Consider the following 23,613-nt stretch of genomic DNA (forward strand, 5'->3'; position numbering starts at 1 on the left):
CATAAAAAGGAACGTGGTATACTGATTCGGTATTATTGAACTGGAAAGACGGATGCATTTCGATCTTGCCCTCTAGTAACAAAGGAGGGTGATGCCCATGAATACAATGGAAGTATTGACTTTACTATTGGTAATTTTTGCGGCTTTGACTTATATAGATCGACATAATAAGAAATAGCATCCACGACCCTAGGAAAGTTTTGGATGCTATGTCTTATACATAGAATATAAAATTTAACTGAGGGCATCAGATTTTGCATCTGAATACCTTTCTTGAGTTCATTATACACTGGGGGCTTTGAGAAATCAAGTCCCCCTTTTTATTACGACATTGATTAGTACCTGCATTAAACATCAGAAATTTATATTCTTACTCACTGAAACGAATTCTCTCTATCAATGAATCTTTCCTTACTGACTTTGCAATGAATATTGCCAATAACATCTGTATCACAAACAATGTTAAAATTATAATAATAGCTGCTGTTACCGGATAATGGTATGTGCTGATATCAAACATTCCTGTACGCTTTGCATATAAAAACAACGGATATCCTGCAAGACTTCCCACTCCGATACTGATAATAAGAGTGCCTACTGTATAGAATATACCTTCCAACTGGAGCATCTTCATCAACTGACGGTCCGACATTCCGATTGCCTGCATCATGCCAAGCTCCTTTTTTCGCACATGGACACTATTGATCATTGTGTTAATCAAGTTCATAATGCTGATTGCTGCCAGAATGATGATAAATGCATAACATGCACCTCTAGTCATCTGTATGGCATTTTCCCATGTATCGTACTCATTCTTCCAGGTACGCATCTGCAGTCTGCCTAATCCATCCACAATAGCCTGTAGAGATGCTTCCAGTGCCTCATCATAATCCTTATCTGCAATCACCTGAAAATAGCTGGAAGAATTATTTATGGTAAGTTTCTCTGCCCCTTCTTTTGCCATGATAAGACAGTTATAGTTTGTCAGACCTCTTCCATATTCACCAATTGCTGCCACTTCAATCTCTTTTTGAAAGGTATTATCTCCATCATGAATATTGAGTTTCAGCTTATCTCCCACTTTAATATCTGGATACCAGTGAAGTAGCGCACGGTCCAGAATCACTTTATCCCCGGATTTCAATTCCTCGTATGTGACATTGCCTTCAGTGATTCCTTTTTTCAGCTCTTCTGCGTATTCTTCCGGCACTCCATTGATAAATTCGGTTCCAATTTCTTCTTCAAAAGGTCCTCCTGATACCTTCAACGCGGTAAACACATCTACCCGCTCAACACCGTCAAGCTCCTCTATCTGCTGCTTTAGTCCTTCATTTAATGGATTATTCTTTTGAACCTCCGCCCATTCATATTCAGGATGCTCTTTATTCCCGGATTCCACAATTGGAGAAATCTCATATTGCCCCACAATCGAACTCTTTGCACTTTCCATCGGATTTGCACAAGACAGCACCGTTGCTACCATCATGACAAATATTCCGGTAACGGCCATAGATACAATCGTGATAGTACTCTTCTTTTTATTCTCCGCAAGATTTCTCTTGGTCAGTCGTCCGATATTCAGAAATTGATATCCCTTCCTGCTGCTTTTCTGTCGCTTACTGCCTCCCTGGTAACGCATAGCTTCTATTTCTGATACCTTCGCCGCCATACGCATAGGCTTCATCAGTGACAGATACACTGTACACAGAGTCACTGCAATTGCCAACAGATAAATCCACCAATAATAAAGTTGGACTTCTCCTTTAGCTACAACCTTGTATGCCTCTGTCACAAGTACGTTTGAATCCTTTGCATGTTCTACAAACTGGAGAAGTACAACTTTCACAGCAACTGTTCCGATCAAAAGTCCTATCGGAATGGCAAACAACGCCACTCCCATTCCCTCTCTTAGTACGATTTGTCTAAGTTGCCGTTTCGTAGCCCCGATTGCCTTTAACTTTCCAAATTCCCGAACCCTCTGGTTCATAGATACATAATAAACACTATAAATTGTGATAATGCCCGCCAATACAACAATAAGCATGATTCCTACAATCACCGGAATTGTAGCCGGATCCACATAATTTGCTGCAAGATACTCTTTATTAATATTCATGTCATCCTCGGAAATCCCGAACTGTCTGGCAATATTCTGTATCGTCTCTGTATAATCTGCAGTCGTATTTCCTTTCTGTCCATTCACCTGAAGTAAAAACCGATATTTCACCTGTTCTACCGGTATCTCCGCTTTCAGAAAGGCCTCTGAAACCAATGATGTATATTGTTTTTGTTCTTTGCTGCTCTCATTATCTGCTAAAAAGCCACAGATTCGAAATTCTTTCTCCTTCGTATAATCCAGTCCGTCATCTTTCAGAATCTGATAAGGTACTGTGATGGTGTCACCGATTTTCCCATTCTGTCCTAATGCTTCCAGTATTCCTTTTGAAACCACAATATCATTTTCTTTCTGCGGAAGTTGCCCCTCTTTCAGCTTCACTTTATAAAGTTCCATCCCTGTTCTGTCCATATACATCATGGAAACCGTCGCATCTTCCAGATTCATGTACCCCGCATCGCTGCGGAGTCCGTAAGTTTTCACATCGTGATGTGCCGCCAGTTTCATAACTGTACTCTCGTCCACGTTCCGATAAAGGGCATGCCATGTTGGATAAATCTTATTGATTACCGCAAAGTTCACTTCCACCATATCTTTTCCGATTGATGGGATTACGAACAGCAGTAATGTTGTCAGGATAATGGCAATTCCAATCAGTATGTTTTTGCTCTTATAATGCCGCATATTGCAATATGCAACTCTGGTCGTCATCTTCATTATCTTCTCACCGCCTTGCCATCTTCAATGATAATCATTTCATCCGCCATCTGGGCAATCGTTTCATCATGGGTAATCATGATAAGCGTCTGCCCGAAATCCGACACGCAGCTTTTCAATAGGCTCATAACCTCTAGCTCAGTCTGGGAATCAAGGTTTCCAGTCGGCTCATCCGCCAAAATTATCGCCGGTCTTGTCACCAATGCCCTGGCTATCGCAGTTCTCTGTTTCTGTCCACCAGACAAAGCAGACGGCATCGCATCTTTCTTATCCTGCAGTCCGATTTTTTGAGAATATCTTCCACTTCCCGCGGCTTTACCTTGCGATTATCAAGTCCCAGCGGAAGAACGATATTCTCCCACACATTCAGCGATGGAATCAGATTAAAATCCTGAAAGATAAATCCTATCTTCTTTCTTCGAAACTGTGCCAGTTTATCATCTTTTCGAGAATAGATATCGGTTCCATCAATCCATACTTTGCCGGAATCCGGTCTGTCAAGCCCTCCAATCAGATGCAGAAGTGTAGATTTTCCGGAGCCGGAACGTCCTACGATAGCTGTAAACTTGCCTCTCTCTATCTGTAAACTTGTATGATCCACGGCTCTCACCTGATTCTCGCCTTCTCCATAATACTTTACTAGATCTTCTACTTTTAAAATACTACTCATATCTTCAAGTCCCCTTTCCATTTCATACCCCTACTATAACATTCCTGCATTACAAAACCCTTACAACAACCATAACAGTTTTGTAAGGGTTCCGACTATTCTCCTATTATGAGCGGCAGTGTCACTTTAAATATCATACCTTTCTCAGCCTTTCTTTTGGCTGCTATTGTCCCCCCCTGTTCTTCTATGATCTTTCTGGCAAGATACAGACCGACACCCGCTCCGTCTTTTACCTGTTCCTTTGCTTTCCTTCCCCGGTAAAATCTCTGATAGATCTTATGCAGTTCCTCCGCAGGAATGCCCATTCCTTCATCTTCTACTTCAATAAGCACATTGCTTGCTAGCTCCTGCGTCCTCACTGTAATCGTTGTGTGCTCCGGTGAATATTTGACTGCATTCTCAAGGATATTCGTTAATGCTTCTACCGTCCATTTTGAATCATGGTTCACAACTATATCATCATCCATCTCCACCTGAATGGAAATATCTTTTCCTCTTGCCTTCATATAAATCTGACTGACAGCCTCTGTTAGCGTTTTCTTCAGGCTTTCATGAAGCGAATGTATCTGGATCATATGTGTTTCCAGCCTTGAAAGATTTACCAGTTCATTCAAGAGCTGTTCCAGTTTGGTAAGTTCCTGTGATTCCTGCTCCAGAAACTCCCTCTGTTCTTCTCCTGTAACCCGATTTTCTGCCACCAGCTCATGACTCATCCGGAGTGATGCAAGCGGAGTCTTCAACTGATGGGAAATATCTGTAATCAGACTCTTCGTACCATTTTCTTCCTGCTCCAGACGTTCCTTCAAATCTTCGAAATATTGCCCCAGCTCCTTTACAGATTCCCACACCTTTAACCATTGTTCCGATTCTGATGTTTCTTCAGGATATGTTTGGAATTTTCCTTTTCTGAATTCCTGCAGACATTCATATAATTGCTGTAATTGTTCCTCATCACCGTATCTGCTCCAGTTTTTTCTTCGGTCCAGGTACAAGAACAGGCCACATACTATGACTCCCACTAGTAATCCAATTCCCCAGATAATCCTTATAACCACATCTGAAGATCCACTCCCTGAGTGATAACCATAAGTTTCTTCCAGCATCTGTACGACTCTTTCTATCTTCTGATCGTCCCGGTCTCTTATAAAATCTACTGTTCCTGACTTTTCCCAGATTGCAACTATTTCCCCTTCCAGTTCAGGATGTTCTGCAAGGAGCAGTGCTATCTGCGTTGCTTTCGCATTTTCCTCATACTTTGTTATCAGATACATTCCTACTGTAAAAAATACTGCAAAGATTACATATACGATAAAATACCGTTTTAATTTTTGTTTACCTTTCCGGTCCATATATATCCCAGTCCTCTCACATTCGCTATCTCTTCTGTTCCAAGTTTATTCTTCAGTCTGCTTATATTGACAGTAACCGTATTATCATCGACAAATTGACCGTCTATATCCCATACATGCTCCAGGATACTTTCTTTTGAAACAATCTGTCCTGCATTCTCCCAGAGATACAGCAACAGAGAGAATTCTTTCTTACTTAAAGTAACTGGTTCATCCCCTTTATACACCTGCATCGTTTTCATATGCACCGTAATCTCTCCGGAAGACATAATCTGTGCCTGTACCTTAGAAAGCCGTCTCATCAATGCGTTCACCTTCGACACCAACGCCATCAGTGAAAATGGTTTGGTAATATAATCATCTGCCCCTGTATCATAACCATTTACAATATCTATTTCCTGATCCAAAGCCGTAAGATAGATAAGATATGTATCTCCACCTGCACGTACCATCCTTCCAAAATCCAGTCCTGTACCATCCGGCAATGTAATATCGCTGATAACAAGAGCATAATCTCCTTTTTGAAATGCTTCTTTTGCTTCCTTTATTGTATAAACCTGACGAACCTCATACCCTTCCCGTGAAAGTAACAGGGCAATTCCCCGATTTAGATTCGAGTCATCCTCCAGTAATAATATTTTCTGCATCAAATACTCCACCTCTATTTGTAATAACCTGTTCTTTTATCATATCAGTCCTATCTTTTGTCTACAATAAAAATAAAATTAACATACATACTTTTCCTTCATATGTTCAAGGATTTCACCGGATACTGCTTCAGAAATCGATCAATCCATTTCTGATTGCTTCTCTGTAACATCCGAAGTCTGGATAAAAGCTGTAGACAACTGCAGCTCTATGTTACTAAAGTCCTATCCATCAATACAGGAATTATAGAATGCCGTGAAGATACCGTCAAACTCCATCTCAATGATATGTAGGCTGTCCATTGTGTGCTCCAGATAAGTCAGTGTTCCTCTATCCAAATCTATACTCGGCTTTCCTAGTGAGTTTGCTATTACATCTGGATTTGTAATTCCAAACATCTCCTTTATATCCGGCATAAGATAATCCACGATATCCGGCAGCCTTTTCTCATACGCCTGTGCCAGTTCAACTGCATGCTTCTCATAATCGGAATGTATACTGTCACAGACAAATTCAATCCCGTTTATTTCCATCTTATAGTAATCATTATTCTCATCATAGACAAACGCTGTACCCTTACTTTTTTTATTTTTTTCCAAAATCCCCATGATATATCTACACTTTCCCGGTTCTTCCGCCATACACAGTCTAAAAAACTGTAACTTAATGCTTACGTTTGTAAAAAATAACTCCTGCCAAAATCAATAAAATAATTCCAACTACAATCATAAAAATAAAATTATCACCATTTAACTTCCCTGCTATGAAAATAGAAGTCGGGCCATCCGCACCACCAATAACAGAAACGGCTGTGTTTTCTTTCTGCTTCAGTACAATGCCAATGACTGCCAATACAATTCCTAAAATTCCGGCTATGATTCCCAATCGCTTTTTCATTGCTACCATCTCAAATCATTTTTATCTGCTCAATCAAATGTAAATTGTTATGCAAGTATTTCTATGCAAATGAAGCATAGATAACCCATATTTCTGCAAACATTACCAATAAAAGTACACCATCTATCATCCAATTAAACTGAATGTCCGTTAAGAAAGTTTTTGAATGTGTCAGGCAATATTTTACTTTTTCTCGTCCAGTCAAAAAAGTGATAAGCACTTGTAATATAGGAAATAAAAATATTTGTATTTTTCTTCCATAATCATCCGCAATCCCATTTGCAAAATGTACTGGAATAATACTCGGTAAGAAAAATATACTTACAAGAGCAAGCAAAAATCCTATTATACAAATTATCCATGTGAATTTTCTAGTTTTGATAAATTTCATAACAATCCTTCTTTCTGTTAAATTCATATTTTTCTAATACATAACACGTACTTACATTATATTCCTCACCAATGCAAACCTCAAATCATTCTCCATCCTTTTTCCCGTTATTAAGTTTCGGGCAGTAAAATGCCTTTACTTCCACTCTGTCTTCCTCCGACTCAATCTCCACATAATAATCCCGGATAAAGTATCCCGCATTATGCTCCTGAAGGGCGTACAGCTCCAATGTCTGAAAATCCACCAGTACCAGATCACGTGGCTTTGGCTTTTGTGTTTCCTCACAGAATACTTCCATGCTTTCCACCAGCTTATCCAGACATTCCTGACACAGATGGTTCTGTACTTTTTTCACATCGAAGATACTATCTTCCCCGTAATCCACCGATACTTCGGAAATCCCGTAATCTGACATCTGCTCCGTATGAAAAAAGCAGCCGCCTTCTCCTGTCCCGGTATAACCGATATGCCCGTTTCCCTGCGGGCCGGTAAGATTCCCGTCTTCATCGTGATTCCGTATATGCATATCCATCACATACCATTGATTGGTACAAATGACTCCAAGATCGTCAAACTTCCGAAAATATCCCATCATGCTCCGTTCATGACTCCCACACAGCCAGCACTGTTTTGGATCTTTCAGCTTGCTTTCTACTAATTCAGGCACCTTTCTTTCTACCGGGTGATATTCCTGCTCCTGTGTTTTTTCAAGATAACCTGTCAGATCCAGCCGGCTGATTCCCAGTCCGATCAGAATTCCTGCCGCACATGCCAATAATCCCACATATCCCTTTTTCATATCATAGTCATCCTTTAAGAATTAGTTTTATAATGCTTTTAGGATTACTATATCAAATCTTGCAATCACTTTCATCATAAATCGCATATTTTTATGTGTTTTATTGCATATACAACTTTCAAAAAAACTGCCTGCGGCAATTTCGCAGACAGCTTCTATGTCATCATCTCTTCAATTATCACATCCAGCATCCGAAGCACGCTTTCCTGCTTCTTCGGTGTGAGCCTTTCCAGCTTTCCTTCCACTACAGAAGTATGTTCCATTCTGGTAAGAGGAATCACTTCCTTCAGCACTTCATTCGGTTCCGCACCTAATACATTCAACAGCTTTACAAATGTTTCCATCGTAGGTGTTTTCACTTCCCGCTCAATCGCACCCAGATGGTTGGTACTGATATCCACCAGTTCAGCCAGTCTCTCCTGCGTAATTCCTGCCTCTTCCCTGTACCTGCGGATTGCCTTTCCCATTCCTTTCACACGCACACCTCCTCCTTCCAGTATTCACTAACGCTTAAAGCATTAGTCATGTAAATCCAGTATAATTGGTTGCAAATCACGCTTACAGTATCCATAAGGATTGCATTTGTAACGCTTTTAGCGTTGGTCACATTTTTGGCACTCCATCGTCTGTAACTGGCACATTCCTGCGATTGTAGCGGTAATTTACCCATGTTAAAATTGATATTGTCAAAATTATATGCAGAAGGAAACGCAGCACTGCCTTATGGGAAGCCTCTCCTGCGGCAAATAAGCTGCGTTTTTTCTGTAAGATAGGAGGATCTTTACAATTTCATACTTTGATTTAGGACGCAGCCTGCATTGACCGGGCTGCGTCTTTTCTTGAGGCAGGAAAACCATAAGCAAAGGCAGGGGAGATACTTCTCCTGCCGCTCTTATAAAAAGGAGGTACCTTTACGTGAAACACAAACTGAAAAACGCTCCGCCGGACACAAAACGGCATGTCAATTATGGCAAATGCCTGTATGCTGCATTTCTGGCTGTCACAGTCCTCTGCGGATACACGCAGCCGGTTTTTGCCGCTACCATCTGGACCAAAGCCAATGAGATCATGAAGGATGTCTATAACCAGATTATCCTCATTTCCACCATTGCTGCAGTCGTAACGGCATCGGTTGCCCTTCTGATGATGAATTTTTCCAAAAGCGGAAAAACCGTGGACGAATCACGTGCATGGCTCAAGCGTATCGTCATTACCTGGGCGATCTTAAACGGGCTTGGCTTTATCATGGCTTACATCACCCCGTTCTTTGCAGGCGGAAAATGGAACGGATAGACGAAAGGAGATGCCACTATGGGAATACTTGACGGAATCGTGGAATGGATTGCCGAACAGGTCATGAACATTCTGGATCTGATCACCACTTCAGTCCTCGGTGCTCTGGGCTGTTCCATGGATACGTTTCTTCGCTACTTTCCTGCAGCTGAGGCCATGTATCAGGTCTTTCTGGCACTGGGCATCGGGCTGATCCTCTTAAACTGGGTATGGCAGCTCTTTAAAAATTACTTTATGGGAGCCGGTATCGAAGCGGAAGATCCCATTAAGCTGTCCATCCGTTCCTTCCTCTTTATCTTTCTCACCTTCTATGCGAAAGATATTGTGGATCTGCTCCTGAAGATTTCAGGAACACCGTACAACTGGATTCTGACGGAAGACCTGCCGCCTTTAAAATTTGCGGATTTTAACTCCGTAGTCACAGTCATCCTGGGAGTCTGTGCAAATGGGGCGGTAGCCATCATTGCACTGATTCTGGTACTGATTCTGGCGTGGAACTACATCAAACTGCTCTTTGAAGCGGCAGAACGCTATATTCTTCTGGGGGTACTGGTCTACACAGCCCCGGCAGCTTTTTCCATGGGTGCCAGCCAGTCAACCGGAAATATCTTCAAAAGCTGGTGCCGGATGCTTGGCGGCCAGTTCTTTTTGCTTCTGATGAATGCGTGGTGCCTGCGGCTGTTTACTTCTATGGTCGGCACCTTCCTTGCCAATCCGTTATCCCTATAAGAAAGGAGGACCAAAATGAAACTTAGAAAGAAACTCATACCATTCCTGGTACTAACTGCCTGTCTGGTACTGTTTTGCTCCATGCCGGTCTTTGCAGCGGAGCTTACGGAAGCAGACGTGGAAGCGGCAGTTGCCAGTCAGGGAAAGGAAGCGGTAACCGGAAATGTCTTCGTCTGGTTCCTGTGTGCCATTGCCTTTTTAAAGGTATCTCAGAAAATTGATTCTTTTCTGGCATCGCTTGGCATCAATGTCGGCAATACCGGTGGAAACATGATGGCTGAACTTCTGATTGCAGGACGGAGCCTCACTGGTTCCATGCGTTCCCATGGCGGTAGCGGCTACCGCAAAGCCTCTTCTCCCGGAAGTGCGGCTGTCGCAGGAAGCTTCCTATCCGGCGGGCTTGCCGGAGCGGTGGGAAGACAGGTACAAAGGGAAGCGGTTAATTCCGCAACCGGTTATACCGAACACAGCAGTATCGGAAACATGCTCTACCAGTCATCCCTGAACAAAGGCGGAGACTTTGCCAATCAGGTCATCAGCAACATTGCACAGGGAAATTACGGTCAGGTGGGTTCCATCAAGGGAGCAGACGCACAGAAAGCCTTTACTTCCTATATGGGCATCAAGCCGGGCGGCGGTTCTTCCTATGATAATGTAGAAATCGGTGGCGGAAGAATCACCGGTACCGAAACCGGAAGCTCCGGGAACCGGGATTTTGCCCTGTACCATGCCGACCAGTATGCAGCTCCTACTCAGGGCTCCTACTCTACGGTACAGTCCGTGGACGGTTCCACCTGGTACAAGCAGTATGCACAGGATACGGTCGAAAAAACACCATATACTTCCGGCAGCGGCAAAGTAGCCTACAATGAATCCATTGTCCAGAAACTGCCGCCAGCCCCACAGCGAAAGGAGCGTATGTAACATGCCAAAAACAGCCTTGATGGGCAGTCCTCTTGCTGTCATCGGTACAGTATTCCGGCACAGGCGCACCCTTGCGAAAACCGGAGCAGCCGTCGGCGGTGTACTGATGCTTCCCATGCTGTTCCTTGTCATGCTTCCGGGACTCGTCTTCGGAGACCTCTCTGAAAATACCGGAGCACTGACCAGCAACACGGTAATCAGTGAAAATATCCGGGCTTCCAATCAGGCAATCGTGGAGGTGCTTCAGGAAAGCCATGATGCACTGCTTGCTAAGATCAATGCGGAAATTGCCAGACTCCCGGAAGGAGATACTGCCTCTATCAGCGATCCTTACGCTTCCAGTATCATCGTAAATGCGAACCAGCTCATCGCACAGTTTTGTGCCAGCCAGGATGACTATAAAAATATAAATATCAGCAAACTCAAAAGCCTGATCCGGGAAAACGAGGACGGGCTTTTTTCTTATGACGTTACTTCAGAAACGGTCACGGTGGAAGTTCCGGCGGAAGAAGAAAATGCACCACCCAGAAAGGTTACTTTTACCCACCATACCTACACGGTCAGCTATGCCGGAGATGCCTACTTTGCAGATCACGTCTTTCATCTGACCGATAAGCAGAAAAAAACGGCAGACAGTTATGTGGAAAACCTGACCATGTTCTTTGGCGGCTCCGCTTCCGGTCTTGCCATGACGGTAGGTGTCAGCGATGAGGTGCTGGCTTACCGGGCTACCATCCAGCAGGTCGCACAGAAATACGGCATGGAAGCTTATGTGGAACTCCTCATGGCAGTCATGATGCAGGAAAGCGGCGGGCGTGGAAGCGATCCCATGCAGGCGGCAGAAGGCGGCTTTAATAAGAAATACCCCCATGTCCCCAACGGCATCACCGATCCTGCTTATTCCATCGAATGTGGGATTCAGGAATTAAAGTATGCACTGGATAAAGCAGGATGTACCGGACCTACCGACCTGGACCGCATCAAGCTGGCGCTTCAGGGTTACAATTACGGCTCCGGCTATATCGACTGGGCAATGGAACGTGACGGCGGCTATACCAAAGAAAACGCCATTGCTTATTCGGATATGATGTGTGCCCGTCCGAACTGGCATTATGACCGGTATGGGGACAAGGAATATGTGGAGCATGTTCTCCGGTATTATCAGATTACCAATACCGGCGGAAGCTATCCGGCAAACGGAATGCAGATTCCCCACTATCTCCAGACCGATTACGGGAACATCCCTTATGGCGGCGGCTCCATCGCATCTTCCGGATGTGGACCTACCAGCTTTGCCATGATCGCCAGCTACCTGACCGGGAACACTATTACCCCTCCGGATGCAGTGGCATGGTGCGGGAATTCCTATTATAAGCCGGGAGTTGGAACCTACTGGAGCTACTTTCAGGCTGCAGCCAGTCATTTCGGCTGTGGCAGCGTCACACAGACCAGCAATGCCAATACGGTACTTCAGGCACTCTCCGAAGGCCGTCCGGTCATCTCCTCTCAGCGGGCAGGACTTTTCACCAGCGGCGGGCACTTCATCGTGCTCCGGGGTGTTACGGCAAACGGCAAGGTACTGGTCAATGATCCCAATGACAGTGACGCAAAGAACTATATTAACCGTGAATTTGATATGATGTCGGAAATCCATGCCACGGCAAATGCCTACTGGATCTTCGACAAAAAATAAAGGAGCCATTATGAACAGAACAAAAGTGATTCTTTCCATTTTTCTGATGCTGTTTCTGCTGCTTGCCGGACTGGTTCTCCCCAGTTTCTGGAAAAGCCAGAAAAAAGAAGTTTCCGGAAACAAAGGCAGGGAACCGGCAAAAGAAACAGCAGAAACAAATTCCGATACCCCCATGCCGGAATATCTGGATTTTGATGCTTTAAAAGCATTTTTCTCCGACAGCCAGATTGCTTCTCTCAAAGAGCAGTTTCCTGTCTACCTAAAAGAATATGTCAAAAAAGAACAGACAAGCATCACCTTCCTGCCGGGAAAAACCAGCTACCCTACCGAAACAACCGTCTGCCTGATGTTTTCACTTTCCGATCAGGATACGCTTCCGGTTACCTACCACACCCCGACAGGTGTGTTTTTATTTGGAGAAAACGGGGTACAGGTCTCTGCAGATACGACTGTTTACGAAAAGCAGACCGATGATTCCCTGCCATCACTGACTTCGCAGGACATCGAACACTTGCAGGAAGGCGGGTATCCGGATACTTCTGACAGCCCGGAAGCTCCGGACACAGAATCCGGCAGTGCCTCTGTGCCTTCCGAAGATGCGAAAGATACGAAAAAGGAGGTGCAGCCATGACACAGCCAGAAGAAACACCGGTTTCCTTTATCCCGCCCAACTTCATTGAGAAAGGCAAGATTCTAAACGGAACCTTTGACATCCGCAATGCCATAGAAAGCATTGTTCTTTCCCTGGCAATCGGTATCCCTGTTTTCCACCTGCCGCTGTCCCTGACTGCCCGCATCATCATTCTCTGCATGACCGCACTTCCGGCGGCAATGGTAGCCCTGATTGGAATCGGCGGAGAGAGCATCACTGCCTTTCTGATGAATGCCCTGCGTTTTGTAGTGAACCGCAGGGTAATCTGGAGGTCCGACAGTCTTCCGGAAGGAAAGCCACGCAGGAAACCACGTTTCAAAGAGCCAAAGACAAAGAAACACCGGAAAGCAGAAAAAATGGCAGAGCCTTCCAAAGTAATGGCATCGGCTCCCCCGCAGTCTGAACCGGACGCACCAGCCCCGCCAAAAAGTAAAAAAAAAGAACACCGGCAGTTTGATACCTCCACCAAGCGGGGCATCAAAAAACAGGCAAAGGAAGATATCCGTTATCTGAAGTGGGAGCAGAAAGAAGCCAGCCGACAGAAAAAAGAGGCGGCGAAACAGATAAAAATCCAGAAAAAAACGGAAGCCCGGAGACGAAAGGAGGAAGAAAAACGGGCAGTTTCCGAAAAGCGGGCGGCAAAAAAAGAGCAGAAAAAGAAGGTGGTTTCCAAGAAGGACGCCTCATCTGCCACGGCAAACCCCGTTTCCCGGAAAAAGCGAAAGAAAGACCAGACCTTGGAGGATTATCTTCCGGTGGAAAAAATCGAAAACGGGATCGTCTATACCACAGACGGACGGTACGTGAAGATCCTGGAGATTGAACCAATCAACTTCCTGCTTCGAAGTGCCAGAGAACAGCAGGGCATCATTTACAGCTTTATCAGCTACTTAAAGATCAGCCCGGTCAAACTCCAGATCAAGATGATCTCCAAAAAAGCAGACATCAATAAGCATTTGGAGCAGTCCCGGCTGGAGCTGGAGCGGGAAACCGATCCTCATTGTCAGGAACTGCAGCGTGACTACATCCAGTTTGTCCAGAACTTAAGTTCCAGAGAAGCAGTATCCAGACGGTTCTTTCTGATTTTTGAGTATGAACCCTTCAACGCCAACCGGAAGGAGGAGGAACGGGAAATCCTTGCCGCCCTTGAGACGGCATCCCAGACTGCCAAAACCTTTCTGTACCAGTGCGGGAATGAAGTGGTCACCCATGACAATGAGGATGAATTTACCACAGATGTCCTGTACACACTGTTAAACCGTACCCTTTGTACGGAGGTTCCGCTTCCGGACCGGATCAGCACTGTACTGTCCGCCTATACAAAGGAAAATCGCATGGAGGAACTGGATCACATCCGGATCAACGAGTTTCTCGCACCGGAAAGTGTGGATTTCAGGCACTCCCATTATGTGCAGATCAATGGGCTTTACCATTCCTACCTGCTTGTGCCGTCTGACGGCTACAAAAACCGGGTAACTCCCGGATGGCTGTCACTCCTTGTCAATGCCGGGGAAGGGATTGATATTGATTTCTTTCTCCAGAAACAGCCAAAGGACAAGATTCAGCAGCGTCTCGGTCAGCAGATCCGTATCAACCGTTCCAAATTAAAGGATGCGTCCGATACCAACACTGACTATGACGATCTGGACTCTGCGATCCGCTCCGGTTACTTCTTAAAACAAGGGCTTGCCAATAACGAAGATTTCTATTACATGAATCTTCTCATTACCATCACCGCCACTACTCTGGAAGAACTGCAATGGCGGATTCAGGAAATGAAAAAGCTCCTGATCTCGCAGGATATGAACTTACACTCCTGCTACTTTTTACAGGAACAGGGCTTTCTCTCCTCCCTGCCGCTGGCAAATCTGGACAAGAAGCTTTTTAAGCTGTCCAAGCGGAACGTACTGACTTCCGGGGCGGCAAGCTGCTATCCCTTCGTCAGCTACAGTATCTGCGATGATAACGGAATCCTCTTTGGGGTAAACAAGCATAACAATTCCCTGGTCATTGCGGATATCTTTGATTCCAGGCAGTACAAGAACAGCAACATCTGTATCTTAGGCTGTTCGGGAGCAGGAAAGACCTTCACCATGCAGACCATGGCACTAAGGATGCGAAGAAAAGGCATCCAGGTGTTCATCATCGCTCCGCTAAAGGGACACGAATTTTACCGGGCTGCAAGGAATGTCGGCGGAGAATTTATCCAGATCTCTCCTGCCAGTAAGAACTGTATCAACATCATGGAAATCCGGAAGGTAGACAATTCTGTAAATGAACTGCTGGACGGACCGACACTGGATGCCTCCGCACTGGCAGGCAAGATCCAAAGGCTTCACATCTTCTTCAGTCTGCTGATCCCGGATATGTCCCATGAGGAGAAGCAGCTTCTGGATGAAGCCCTAATCAAAACCTATGCCAGAAAAGGGATTACACATAAAAATGAATCCCTGACAGATCCGCAGCATCCGGAGCAGTACAAAAAGATGCCCATTCTGGAGGATGTCTACAATGTCCTGCTGGAAAGCGAGGATACCAAACGTCTGGCTCATATCCTGAACCGCCTGGTTCACGGTTCTGCTTCTTCCTTTAACCAGCAGACCAATGTGGACCTGACCAATAAATATACGGTACTGGATATCTCCGAACTGACCGGTTCCAGCGATCTTTTAACGGTCGGCATGTTCGTTGCCCTGGATTATGTCTGGGATAAAGCGAAGGAAAACCGTACCGAAGAGAAAGCCATCTTTGTCGATGAGGTCTGGCAGCTCATCGGTGCATCCAGCAACCGGCTTGCAGCGGAATTCGTACTGGAGATTGCCAAGATCATCCGTGCTTACTCCGGAGCCGGCATCTTTGCCACACAGGATTTAAACGACTTCTTTGCTCTGGATGACGGGAAGTACGGCAAGGGTATCATCAATAACTGCAAGACCAAGATTATCCTGAACATGGAGGATGAAGAGGCACAGCGGGTGAAGACTATCCTGCATCTATCGGAAACAGAAGTAATGAACATCACCCATTTCCAGCGGGGCAACGGTCTGATCTCAACCAACAACAATAACATCACTGTGGAATTTAAGGCTTCCAATCTGGAAAAGGAGCTGATTACCACAGACCGGCAGGAGCTTCTGGAAATCCTTGCGAAACAGAAGAAACAGGCTGTGTAACTTTTGGCAGCACTGACGCTGCCCTTTTCATTTGAACTTCAAGAAGGAGGAGACTTATGTTACAGACATACAAATCCTATACCAGACGGACGCTGGCTATGCTGCTGGCAGTCCTTGTCGCAGTCGGCGCATTGTTTTCCGGCAGTTTTCCGGTTCATGCAGCCGACGGCACCATCAGCTATAAGGCAGGTGCCAATATCCCTTACGGCAGCTATTTTACCTCCCGCATGAGCTTTGACGGGAGCAATACTGCCTACTGCGTGGAACCACTGAAGAAAACACCTTCCTCTGGTTCCTATTCCTATGACCTTTTAAGCCAGAACTCCCCGCTCAGAAAAGCGCTCTACTACTTAAACGGCGGTTACGGCTACGATAAAGTCGTCAAGGATAAATATTTCAGTGGCTGGAGTGATGATAACAGCTATGTCATCGGACATCTGGTTGTCGCTTACATCTATGCCGGTAATTCCGCTGACACCGGAGCTTTCCATGGCGCCCCGCAGTCCTATATTGATAAAGCACTGGAAGTAGCCAGTGCCATTCAGGGACTTCCGAACCCGCCGGAAGGCTTCCGGGCATTCATCGTTCCGGGACAGGGCAGCCAGACCATTGCCGGAAGCTGGTATCAGGTTCCAAACGGCTGGATCGAACTGAAAAAATCTTCTGCCAACGGAAGCGTATCGGACGGGAATCCGAATTACAGCTTAAAGGGTGCTGTGTATGGGATCTATCAGGGTGAGAAGCTCATCCAGAAACTGACCACTGATGAAAACGGGTATGCCAGATCCGGCGAACTGGAGGAAGGCGATTATACCATAAAAGAGCTCTCTGCTTCCAAAGGCTACATTGTAGACACCAAAGCTCACAAAGTCACCGTAAAAGCAGAACAGACTTCTGCTGCAAACGTAACAGATATTCCGCAGAATAATCCCATGAATCTGGTGCTTGAAAAGCTGGATGCCGAAACAAAGAAAGCCTCCCCACAGGGAGCAGCTTCCCTTGCAAACGCAGAATTTACAGTCAAGTTCTATACCGAGCAGTCTGACAGTGATCCTGCGGAAGCTGGAAAGAAACCGGCACGTACCTGGGTATTAAAAACAGATGTTTCCGGAAAGATGCATTTTACCAAAGATTCCTTTGTAAGCGGCGATGCCTTTTACTATACCAGTGATGGCAAGACCGTCTGTCTTCCGCTCGGTACCATAACGGTACAGGAAAGCAAAGCCCCTGCCGGATACCAGCTCAATCCAACTGTCTTCGTACAGAAAATTACAGGTGACGGTAAGCAGGAAATGGTTTCGGTATACCAGTCTTCTACCATAGAAGAATCTGTCATCCGTGGCGGAGTGAAGATCCAGAAACGTGACAGCGAGACCGGAGAAGCAAAACCGCAGGGTTCTGCCACTTTGGAAGGTACTGTCTTTGCGATCACTACGTTAAATGAAAATCCGGTATTAGTAGACGGAACATCCTACACGAAAGATCAGGTTGTCCTTACGCTTACTGCCGATAAATCCGGTTCTGCTGCAACTGCAAAAGATGCTCTCCCATTCGGACATTACCGTGTGGATGAAACAACTGCACCTTCCGGTTATCTGAACAGCGGAAAGATCTCTGTAGAATTTGACATCACAGAACAGGGAAAAATCGTGGAACTGACTGCAAAAGACAATTCCATCTCCAATCAGGTCATCCGCGGGGATCTGGAATTTGTCAAGATTGCTGACGGCAGCCAGAACCGTCTGGCAAATGTGCCATTTAAGATCACTTCCAAAACAACAGGCGAAAGCCATGTGATTGTGACAGATGCCAACGGTTATGCCAGCACTTCCTCCAAATGGAACAAACATACCGCAAATACCAACCGGGGTGAGTCTTCGGAAGACGGCATCTGGTTCGGCACCTCCAAACCGGATGATTCCAAAGGCGCTCTCATTTACGATACTTACACTCTGGCGGAACAGCGTTGTGATTCCAACAAAGGCATGGATCTTTTAACCTTTGAAGTCAAGGTTTATAAGGATTCTGTTCTGATACAGGTTGGAACTCTGACCGATGATGCCATTGAGATCGGCACGACTGCTCTGGATGCCGAGACCGGTACACACATGAGCCAGCCGGCAAAAGAAGTGACCATTGAAGACGTTGTGGAATACGAAGGACTGAAAAAGGGCCAGAAATACAAACTGACTGGAACCTTAATGGATAAAAAAACCGGGGAACCAATCCTTGTGGATGAAAAACCGGTGATTTCTGAAACTGAATTTACTGCAAAGAAATCCTCCGGCTCCGTCAAAGTAACCTTTACCTTTGATGCAACTTCCTTAAAGGGAAAAACAACCGTTGTCTTCGAGGAATTATATCAGGATGAGATGCAGCTTGCAGTCCATACCGACATCAACGATGAAGACCAGACCATCTATTTCCCGGAAATCAAGACTACTGCGAAAGATGCGGACACGAACTCCAATATTTCCTGTGCAAAGGAAGAAATCACGCTGGTGGATACGGTTTCCTTTAAGGGGCTGGTTCCTAACCAGAAATATGAAGTGACTGGAACTCTGATAGATAAAGAAACAAAGAAACCAGTCGAAGCAGACGGAAAACCGGTGACAGCAAAAGCATCCTTCAAGCCAAAAGAATCCGCTGGTACGGTAGATGTTACCTTTACCTTTGATGCCAGCTCCTTAAAAGGGAAAACAGTAGTTGTCTTTGAATCCCTGGCTTACAAAGACAAGGAAGTTGCCGTACACACAGACATTGCGGATGAAGGACAGACTATTTACTTCCCGGAAATCAAAACCACTGCAACAGATGCTGCTTCCGGCACACACTATGCAAAACCGGAAAAAGAACTGACGCTTACAGACCTTGTGGAATACAAAAACCTGATCCCAGGCAAAGAGTACAAGCTGACAGGAACACTCATGGATGCGGAAACCGAAAAACCTTTCGATGTGGATGGCAAAGCTGTGACTGCAGAAACAAGTTTCACTCCGGAAGAAGCTAACGGCAGCGTAGAGCTTTCCTTTACCTTTGATGCCTCTGCACTTTCCGGAAAAACGCTCGTGGCATTTGAAACAATGACTTTTGAAGATCACGAAGTAGCGGTACATGCGGACATCAAAGATGCCAACCAGACCATCTACTTCCCGGAAATCAAAACCACAGCCAAAGACGGCAGTGACGGGGATCAGGATGTCTCTGCTTCCAAGGAAGCGACTATCGTAGATACGGTCACTTATCATGGTCTGATGCCTGGATCTGAGTACAAAGTCATCGGAACCCTGATGAATAAGGAAACCGGAGAGGCTTTGTTAAAAGACGGAAAACCAGTTACCGCTCAGGCAGAATTTAAAGCAGAAAAAGCTGGCGGCTCTGTGGAAGTTACCTTTACCTTCGACGCTTCTGCTCTTGCCGGACAGGATGTGGTTGTCTTTGAAAAGCTCTACTATACAGACGGAAAAACCGAGCATGAGATTGCTTCCCATGAGGATCTGAAGGATGAAGGTCAGACCGTACACATGACGGAGCTTCCGAAAGAACCGGAGACGCCTCCGGTAGCTCCGCCTGTAAAGACCGGCGATGAGACGCCGCTTCTCCTGTATGCCGGAATCGCCATAGCTGCACTTGCAGGTGCAAGTGTCCTGGGCATCGTTTACTTCAAACGCAAAAAGAAACATCAGTAACTCATAACGAAGACTCCTGCAGGCAGCTCCCACATGGAACTGCCTGCTTCTTTAGTAGGTGATGAATATGAAACACCCCCACTGCAAGACAGATGCCAAGCACATCCGTCATTTTCTGAACCTCTGTGAAGGGAACTGGCACTCCTGTATCTACGTCTGGTGCCGCACTTGTAACGCACAGGAAAGCTGTGAGAACTCTGGCTTTTTATTCCATCCGGATGAAACGGGAAGCCCCTGCATCCTCCCTCTTTCAGATGCAGCGCTTTTGTTTCCCCGGATACCGGAGCCAACCGAATGTACCGGAAGCATGAGCATTGCTGCTTTTACAGAGCTTTATCTGCCCTATCTGGCCGCTCAGAAGCTGCCTTTAAAGCCATGTCCCATTCCGGCACTGCTCCGGCTTCAGGAGAACCAGCAATATGACTGGTAACAAAAAGTTGCACTTTCAGGCTCTTATACGTACAGGATATGTAAAGAAAGGAGGCACTGCCTATGTTAAACGTAATTTCAATCATCCAATGTATCGATCAGGTCTTTACGAACCTGATATTTATTCCCATGATTTTTGTCCTGTATGTGAAATTCCGTCCGAAAAAGCCATGGACCAGAAGGCGCAGGAACACTTACCTGCTCTGTCTGGTACTGATCAGCTTATTCCTGCTACGGATTTTCTGTGAGAAGTTCATCTTTACACCGGTTAATTATCCACGTTTCACAGACAGCGGCTTATTCCCGCTCATCCGAGCAATTTTCTATCCCGGCATCTGAAAAATGGGGATTCGTGCCATTTAGTCCGAATCTGGGATCAGTATCCGCTTGCGTCCTATGGGAATTCATCACCTGCTTACTTACAATATAAGTATACAGTACGTACTGGTTATTCACGTACACGTTACGTATCGTGTATGTACAAGCGAGGTGAAAACAGATGAAGAAACCAAAAATCATCCGCTGCCCTTACTGCGGCGGAACAGCAATATTAAGAGATGCATCCTTTGTATATGGAACGCATTCTCATGGCGGACAGGTTTATGTCTGCTCCCACTATCCATCCTGCAATTCCTATGTCGGGGTACATCCGGGAACCAAGATACCAAAAGGAACGCTCGCCAACCGGGAGCTTCGTCAAAAGCGGATTCAGGCACATCGAATTTTCGATCAGATCTGGCAACAGGGCATCCTTTCCAAACCGGAAGCATATCGCTGGGTGGCAGATAAGTTCTGTCTGACAGATAAGCAGGCTCACATCGGACAGTTCAGCAACTATATGTGCGACCAGCTCATTCGGGAATCCGCAGATGTTTTAAAGAACAACCATATTCCCTTCCGCCTCCGGGCAGCCAGCTGAAAGGCGGTGATTGATGATGACCTTACCACTAAATAAAAAGCAAAAACAACTGGTGGAAAAATCCATGGATCTGGTTCCGATCATGATTCGTTCCATGACCCGCACCGCTGCCTATGTAACTGAGGAAGAACAACAGGAATTATGTCAGATTGGATATCTGGCTTTGTGCCGGTCGGCTGTCGGATTTGAGGAAGGAAGATCATTCCAGCCTTATGCCAAAACTATCATCCGTCATGCCATCTTTGACTACTGGCGGAAAATTGCCCGTGACCGCTCCATGCTCTGTTCTCTGGACGAAGCATCATCTGAAGATGAACATCTCCATTATCGTGATTTGTTTTCCTACGAGGATACACAAACAACTCACCCGGAAAAGGACACAAACCAGACCTTGCTTCTTGAGCATTTAACCCAGCTTGGCACCGGACAGTCCTCAACTATTCAGAAGGGAATTGTAGCCCTCTATCTGCAACAGCAGGGATATACCAGCTTTGACTTGGCAAAACACTACCAAGTACCAGCCAATCGTGTACGGGCATGGCAGAGCAAAGCACGGAAACTATTACAGCAGGATGATGCACTCTATGCACTTCTGACTTAACCTTGAAGGAGGGAACTTTTATGCTGACACTTTATACTGCTGTCGGAACCTTAAAATTTCAAAAAACGACAGGCGGAAAATCCATTCCTCTTGTAATCAACGATGGACAAGAATATGGACTATCGGATGACGAGCTGCTGCTCTGGAGCTGTCTTGCCTTCCAGATTCTGACGCTCCATGAACTCCAGGATGCCTATACCCTGCGCCAGATACAGAAAGAAGGTCCGAAAGGCTTATCCTTCCAACACTATCTGAACCGACTTTCCTTACGCGGTCTGGTTGTAAGCGGAATTGGACTGACAGGGGTGGATGCCTTATATCGCCTTCTCGGCAGTCTGACCATTATTCCCTTGAAGGATACCTTTCCCATCCGGCTCTTTGGCTGCGTTCAGCTTTATCTGGAAGGAACTATTGGTGCAAAAGAGTTTGGCAGATATTTAAAGAAGAAACCCTCTTCACCGATGGAAGATACCATTCTGAAGCTGGCTGATAAGGTATCCCTCACGACCGCTGAGCTTGTCACAAGTATGGAGCAGGAAAAAGTAATCCACAACGAATCGGATATTATGGATGAGTTATACACAGAACCGGAGACAACTTACCAAACACTTGTGGATGATGTCCAGATTCACCATACCCAGTATCCAGTGCTGCAGGCTATTGCTAATTTGTACCTGAATAAACAAATCACATTTCATACATGTTAAAGGAAGGAACCTTATGCCAAAACCATTTTTCACAAAGCTGGTTGCCATCAGTGCAATCGGCTTTTTCTGTGTACTTTTTGGGTGCATCTTCGGGATCGCCACCCATGACCGGCTCTTTATCCTCATGAGCCTCCTCATCGGAATCTGCAGCATCTTGCGTGCACTCAGTTTCTACCACCTGATCCATACACATGCTTATCTGTCACTGGACGTAAGCTGCACGAAACGGGAACAGACACTCTTCGGGAAAAACCAGCAATATTGGTTTGCCAGTGATAACGGAAAGGAATACGCCTTCTCACTGGAAAAGAATATCAAACTCCTAGAGGGACATCGGTATCGGCTGTACTTCCGGAAACCACAGCAGGGAACAGGGCAATCGATGCCATGTGCCGGAGATATTCTCGGATATGAAGAACTCACCGATCAACTGCCGGAACTTCCGGATACATCCGTTTAGATAGAAAATGAGCCGCCCGTACTGTGATATGCTACCCTCATATAGGACAATGAAATATAAAAGTCCTATATGGGGGTATTTTCATGTTCAGAAAGAGTAAGATAGAACCAGTAGAAAAAGTAAAAATAGTCGAACGCTACCTTGCAGGAGAAATTGGCATACAGCAAGCAGGAAAAGAATTGGGAGTTGATCATCATAGTATTCGAAATTGGATTTCTATTTATCAGTATGATGGACCAACTGGATTACTCAATCAACCGAAAAACAAATCATATTCAAAAGATTTAAAAATATCTGCTATAAATGATTATCTTAACGGAGAAGGATCTCTTCAGGATATTTGCACAAAATACGGAATTCGTTCACACAGACAGCTTTCCGATTGGATTAAGGTGTATAATTCTGGTGGAATATTAAAAACATCCACTGGAGGTGCTTACATGAAAAAAGCAAAGAACACTACACTTGATGAGAGATTAAAAATAGTAACAGATTGTCTTGCAAATGATAAGAATTATGGTGCAATGGCACTCAAATATGATTGTTCCTATCAACAAGTACGCAATTGGGTAATACGATACGAAAAGATGGGTCAAGCGGGTCTGGAAGACAGACGTGGACGTCGTATAGCTTCTCTTCCAAGCAGAACACCTGAAGAAGAGCTACGTGACAAGATAGCTGAACTGGAAAGAAGAAATCTAGACTTACAAATGGAGAATGATCTGTTAAAAAAAGTCAGAGAACTGGAAAGGAGGGG

At 45.3% G+C, this 23,613-nt stretch carries 22 protein-coding genes and 1 pseudogene; 14 read left to right on the plus strand and 9 right to left on the minus strand.

The window, feature by feature from the left end; genetic code table 11:
- Positions 1-370: 370 nt before the first annotated feature.
- The 9 genes and pseudogenes from PGZ10_RS14600 to PGZ10_RS14640 all read right to left on the minus strand — a co-directional run bounded on the left by PGZ10_RS14600 (position 371) and on the right by PGZ10_RS14640 (position 8,054).
- Entirely contained in the window at positions 371-2,827 is a 2,457-nt protein-coding gene (locus tag PGZ10_RS14600) for an ABC transporter permease (RefSeq protein ID WP_270541710.1), read from the minus strand.
- Between the two features lie 5 nt (positions 2,828-2,832).
- A pseudogene (locus PGZ10_RS14605) lies at positions 2,833-3,503 on the minus strand (ABC transporter ATP-binding protein).
- A 95-nt stretch (positions 3,504-3,598) separates the two neighbouring features.
- Positions 3,599-4,852: a sensor histidine kinase gene (locus PGZ10_RS14610; RefSeq protein ID WP_117823338.1), complete on the minus strand. Its 1,254-nt coding sequence runs from the start codon at positions 4,850-4,852 to the stop codon at positions 3,599-3,601.
- A complete protein-coding gene (locus PGZ10_RS14615) occupies positions 4,825-5,499 on the minus strand; it encodes a response regulator transcription factor (protein WP_117823340.1) in 675 nt (224 codons plus the stop codon). Before PGZ10_RS14615 ends, PGZ10_RS14610 begins: the two co-directional genes overlap by 28 nt.
- Before the next feature lie 225 nt (positions 5,500-5,724).
- The gene (locus PGZ10_RS14620; protein ID WP_226850873.1) at positions 5,725-6,108 is read right to left on the minus strand and encodes a hypothetical protein; all 384 of its coding nucleotides are present in this window, start codon (positions 6,106-6,108) and stop codon (positions 5,725-5,727) included.
- Positions 6,109-6,163: 55 nt separating this feature from the next.
- A complete protein-coding gene (locus PGZ10_RS14625) occupies positions 6,164-6,397 on the minus strand; it encodes an LPXTG cell wall anchor domain-containing protein (RefSeq protein WP_005333531.1) in 234 nt (77 codons plus the stop codon).
- 61 nt (positions 6,398-6,458) lie between these two features.
- A complete protein-coding gene (locus PGZ10_RS14630; protein ID WP_117887990.1) occupies positions 6,459-6,788 on the minus strand; it encodes a DUF1648 domain-containing protein in 330 nt (109 codons plus the stop codon).
- A gap of 85 nt (positions 6,789-6,873) precedes the next feature.
- The gene (locus PGZ10_RS14635; protein ID WP_186865412.1) at positions 6,874-7,587 is read right to left on the minus strand and encodes a hypothetical protein; all 714 of its coding nucleotides are present in this window, start codon (positions 7,585-7,587) and stop codon (positions 6,874-6,876) included.
- Between the two features lie 155 nt (positions 7,588-7,742).
- Positions 7,743-8,054: a helix-turn-helix domain-containing protein gene (locus PGZ10_RS14640; protein WP_207723325.1), complete on the minus strand. Its 312-nt coding sequence runs from the start codon at positions 8,052-8,054 to the stop codon at positions 7,743-7,745.
- Positions 8,055-8,502: 448 nt separating this feature from the next.
- On the opposite strand from PGZ10_RS14640, the gene PGZ10_RS14645 reads away from it, so the two are divergent.
- The 14 genes from PGZ10_RS14645 to PGZ10_RS14710 form a co-directional block, all read left to right on the plus strand.
- On the plus strand, positions 8,503-8,880 hold the full coding sequence (locus PGZ10_RS14645; protein WP_182396778.1) for a fimbrial protein: 378 nt from the start codon (positions 8,503-8,505) through the stop codon (positions 8,878-8,880).
- Positions 8,881-8,898: 18 nt separating this feature from the next.
- On the plus strand, positions 8,899-9,609 hold the full coding sequence (locus tag PGZ10_RS14650) for a hypothetical protein (RefSeq protein ID WP_117980463.1): 711 nt from the start codon (positions 8,899-8,901) through the stop codon (positions 9,607-9,609).
- 15 nt (positions 9,610-9,624) lie between these two features.
- A complete protein-coding gene (locus PGZ10_RS14655; protein WP_117980464.1) occupies positions 9,625-10,533 on the plus strand; it encodes a hypothetical protein in 909 nt (302 codons plus the stop codon).
- A gap of 1 nt (position 10,534) precedes the next feature.
- Positions 10,535-12,226: a lysozyme family protein gene (locus PGZ10_RS14660; protein ID WP_117980465.1), complete on the plus strand. Its 1,692-nt coding sequence runs from the start codon at positions 10,535-10,537 to the stop codon at positions 12,224-12,226.
- 10 nt (positions 12,227-12,236) lie between these two features.
- The gene (locus PGZ10_RS14665) at positions 12,237-12,857 is read left to right on the plus strand and encodes a DUF5038 domain-containing protein (protein WP_182396779.1); all 621 of its coding nucleotides are present in this window, start codon (positions 12,237-12,239) and stop codon (positions 12,855-12,857) included.
- Positions 12,854-16,051 carry a TraG/VirB4 family ATPase gene (locus tag PGZ10_RS14670; RefSeq protein WP_270534155.1) on the plus strand — a complete coding sequence of 1,066 codons (3,198 nt, stop codon included), beginning with the start codon at positions 12,854-12,856 and terminating at the stop codon, positions 16,049-16,051. The genes PGZ10_RS14665 and PGZ10_RS14670 overlap by 4 nt, the downstream gene beginning before the upstream one ends.
- Before the next feature lie 56 nt (positions 16,052-16,107).
- Positions 16,108-19,740, plus strand: a complete 3,633-nt coding sequence (locus PGZ10_RS14675; RefSeq protein ID WP_023921579.1) for a VaFE repeat-containing surface-anchored protein — start codon at positions 16,108-16,110, stop codon at positions 19,738-19,740.
- Positions 19,741-19,807: 67 nt separating this feature from the next.
- The gene (locus PGZ10_RS14680; protein ID WP_040015509.1) at positions 19,808-20,170 is read left to right on the plus strand and encodes a hypothetical protein; all 363 of its coding nucleotides are present in this window, start codon (positions 19,808-19,810) and stop codon (positions 20,168-20,170) included.
- A 62-nt stretch (positions 20,171-20,232) separates the two neighbouring features.
- Entirely contained in the window at positions 20,233-20,508 is a 276-nt protein-coding gene (locus PGZ10_RS14685; RefSeq protein ID WP_008373818.1) for a hypothetical protein, read from the plus strand.
- Positions 20,509-20,668: 160 nt separating this feature from the next.
- Positions 20,669-21,088 carry a DUF3268 family zinc-finger domain-containing protein gene (locus PGZ10_RS14690; RefSeq protein WP_005333505.1) on the plus strand — a complete coding sequence of 140 codons (420 nt, stop codon included), beginning with the start codon at positions 20,669-20,671 and terminating at the stop codon, positions 21,086-21,088.
- Between the two features lie 13 nt (positions 21,089-21,101).
- Complete coding sequence (locus PGZ10_RS14695; protein WP_005333504.1) at positions 21,102-21,689, plus strand: sigma-70 family RNA polymerase sigma factor; 588 nt, start codon at positions 21,102-21,104, stop codon at positions 21,687-21,689.
- A gap of 20 nt (positions 21,690-21,709) precedes the next feature.
- Entirely contained in the window at positions 21,710-22,396 is a 687-nt protein-coding gene (locus tag PGZ10_RS14700) for a hypothetical protein (RefSeq protein WP_005333502.1), read from the plus strand.
- A gap of 13 nt (positions 22,397-22,409) precedes the next feature.
- Complete coding sequence (locus PGZ10_RS14705; protein ID WP_005333500.1) at positions 22,410-22,856, plus strand: hypothetical protein; 447 nt, start codon at positions 22,410-22,412, stop codon at positions 22,854-22,856.
- 83 nt (positions 22,857-22,939) lie between these two features.
- Positions 22,940-23,613 (plus strand): helix-turn-helix domain-containing protein (locus PGZ10_RS14710; protein WP_270541712.1); only part of this gene is annotated, 674 nt, incomplete at its 3' end.

This window comes from Coprococcus sp. AF102-57, assembly GCF_027686195.1.
GTDB lineage: Bacteria > Bacillota > Clostridia > Lachnospirales > Lachnospiraceae > Allocoprococcus > Allocoprococcus comes.

What these genes read in the sequence shown, in the direction of transcription:
- PGZ10_RS14600 (WP_270541710.1), bottom strand. Translation starts at nt 2,827, where the DNA reads ATGACGACCAGAGTTGCATATTGCAATATGCGGCATTATAAGAGCAAA.
- PGZ10_RS14610 (WP_117823338.1), bottom strand. Translation starts at nt 4,852, where the DNA reads ATGGACCGGAAAGGTAAACAAAAATTAAAACGGTATTTTATCGTATAT.
- PGZ10_RS14615 (WP_117823340.1), bottom strand. Translation starts at nt 5,499, where the DNA reads ATGCAGAAAATATTATTACTGGAGGATGACTCGAATCTAAATCGGGGA.
- PGZ10_RS14620 (WP_226850873.1), bottom strand. Translation starts at nt 6,108, where the DNA reads ATGGGGATTTTGGAAAAAAATAAAAAAAGTAAGGGTACAGCGTTTGTC.
- PGZ10_RS14625 (WP_005333531.1), bottom strand. Translation starts at nt 6,397, where the DNA reads ATGAAAAAGCGATTGGGAATCATAGCCGGAATTTTAGGAATTGTATTG.
- PGZ10_RS14630 (WP_117887990.1), bottom strand. Translation starts at nt 6,788, where the DNA reads ATGAAATTTATCAAAACTAGAAAATTCACATGGATAATTTGTATAATA.
- PGZ10_RS14635 (WP_186865412.1), bottom strand. Translation starts at nt 7,587, where the DNA reads ATGAAAAAGGGATATGTGGGATTATTGGCATGTGCGGCAGGAATTCTG.
- PGZ10_RS14640 (WP_207723325.1), bottom strand. Translation starts at nt 8,054, where the DNA reads ATGGGAAAGGCAATCCGCAGGTACAGGGAAGAGGCAGGAATTACGCAG.
- PGZ10_RS14650 (WP_117980463.1), top strand. Translation starts at nt 8,899, where the DNA reads ATGGGAATACTTGACGGAATCGTGGAATGGATTGCCGAACAGGTCATG.
- PGZ10_RS14655 (WP_117980464.1), top strand. Translation starts at nt 9,625, where the DNA reads ATGAAACTTAGAAAGAAACTCATACCATTCCTGGTACTAACTGCCTGT.
- PGZ10_RS14660 (WP_117980465.1), top strand. Translation starts at nt 10,535, where the DNA reads ATGCCAAAAACAGCCTTGATGGGCAGTCCTCTTGCTGTCATCGGTACA.
- PGZ10_RS14665 (WP_182396779.1), top strand. Translation starts at nt 12,237, where the DNA reads ATGAACAGAACAAAAGTGATTCTTTCCATTTTTCTGATGCTGTTTCTG.
- PGZ10_RS14670 (WP_270534155.1), top strand. Translation starts at nt 12,854, where the DNA reads ATGACACAGCCAGAAGAAACACCGGTTTCCTTTATCCCGCCCAACTTC.
- PGZ10_RS14675 (WP_023921579.1), top strand. Translation starts at nt 16,108, where the DNA reads ATGTTACAGACATACAAATCCTATACCAGACGGACGCTGGCTATGCTG.
- PGZ10_RS14680 (WP_040015509.1), top strand. Translation starts at nt 19,808, where the DNA reads ATGAAACACCCCCACTGCAAGACAGATGCCAAGCACATCCGTCATTTT.
- PGZ10_RS14685 (WP_008373818.1), top strand. Translation starts at nt 20,233, where the DNA reads ATGTTAAACGTAATTTCAATCATCCAATGTATCGATCAGGTCTTTACG.
- PGZ10_RS14690 (WP_005333505.1), top strand. Translation starts at nt 20,669, where the DNA reads ATGAAGAAACCAAAAATCATCCGCTGCCCTTACTGCGGCGGAACAGCA.
- PGZ10_RS14695 (WP_005333504.1), top strand. Translation starts at nt 21,102, where the DNA reads ATGATGACCTTACCACTAAATAAAAAGCAAAAACAACTGGTGGAAAAA.
- PGZ10_RS14700 (WP_005333502.1), top strand. Translation starts at nt 21,710, where the DNA reads ATGCTGACACTTTATACTGCTGTCGGAACCTTAAAATTTCAAAAAACG.
- PGZ10_RS14705 (WP_005333500.1), top strand. Translation starts at nt 22,410, where the DNA reads ATGCCAAAACCATTTTTCACAAAGCTGGTTGCCATCAGTGCAATCGGC.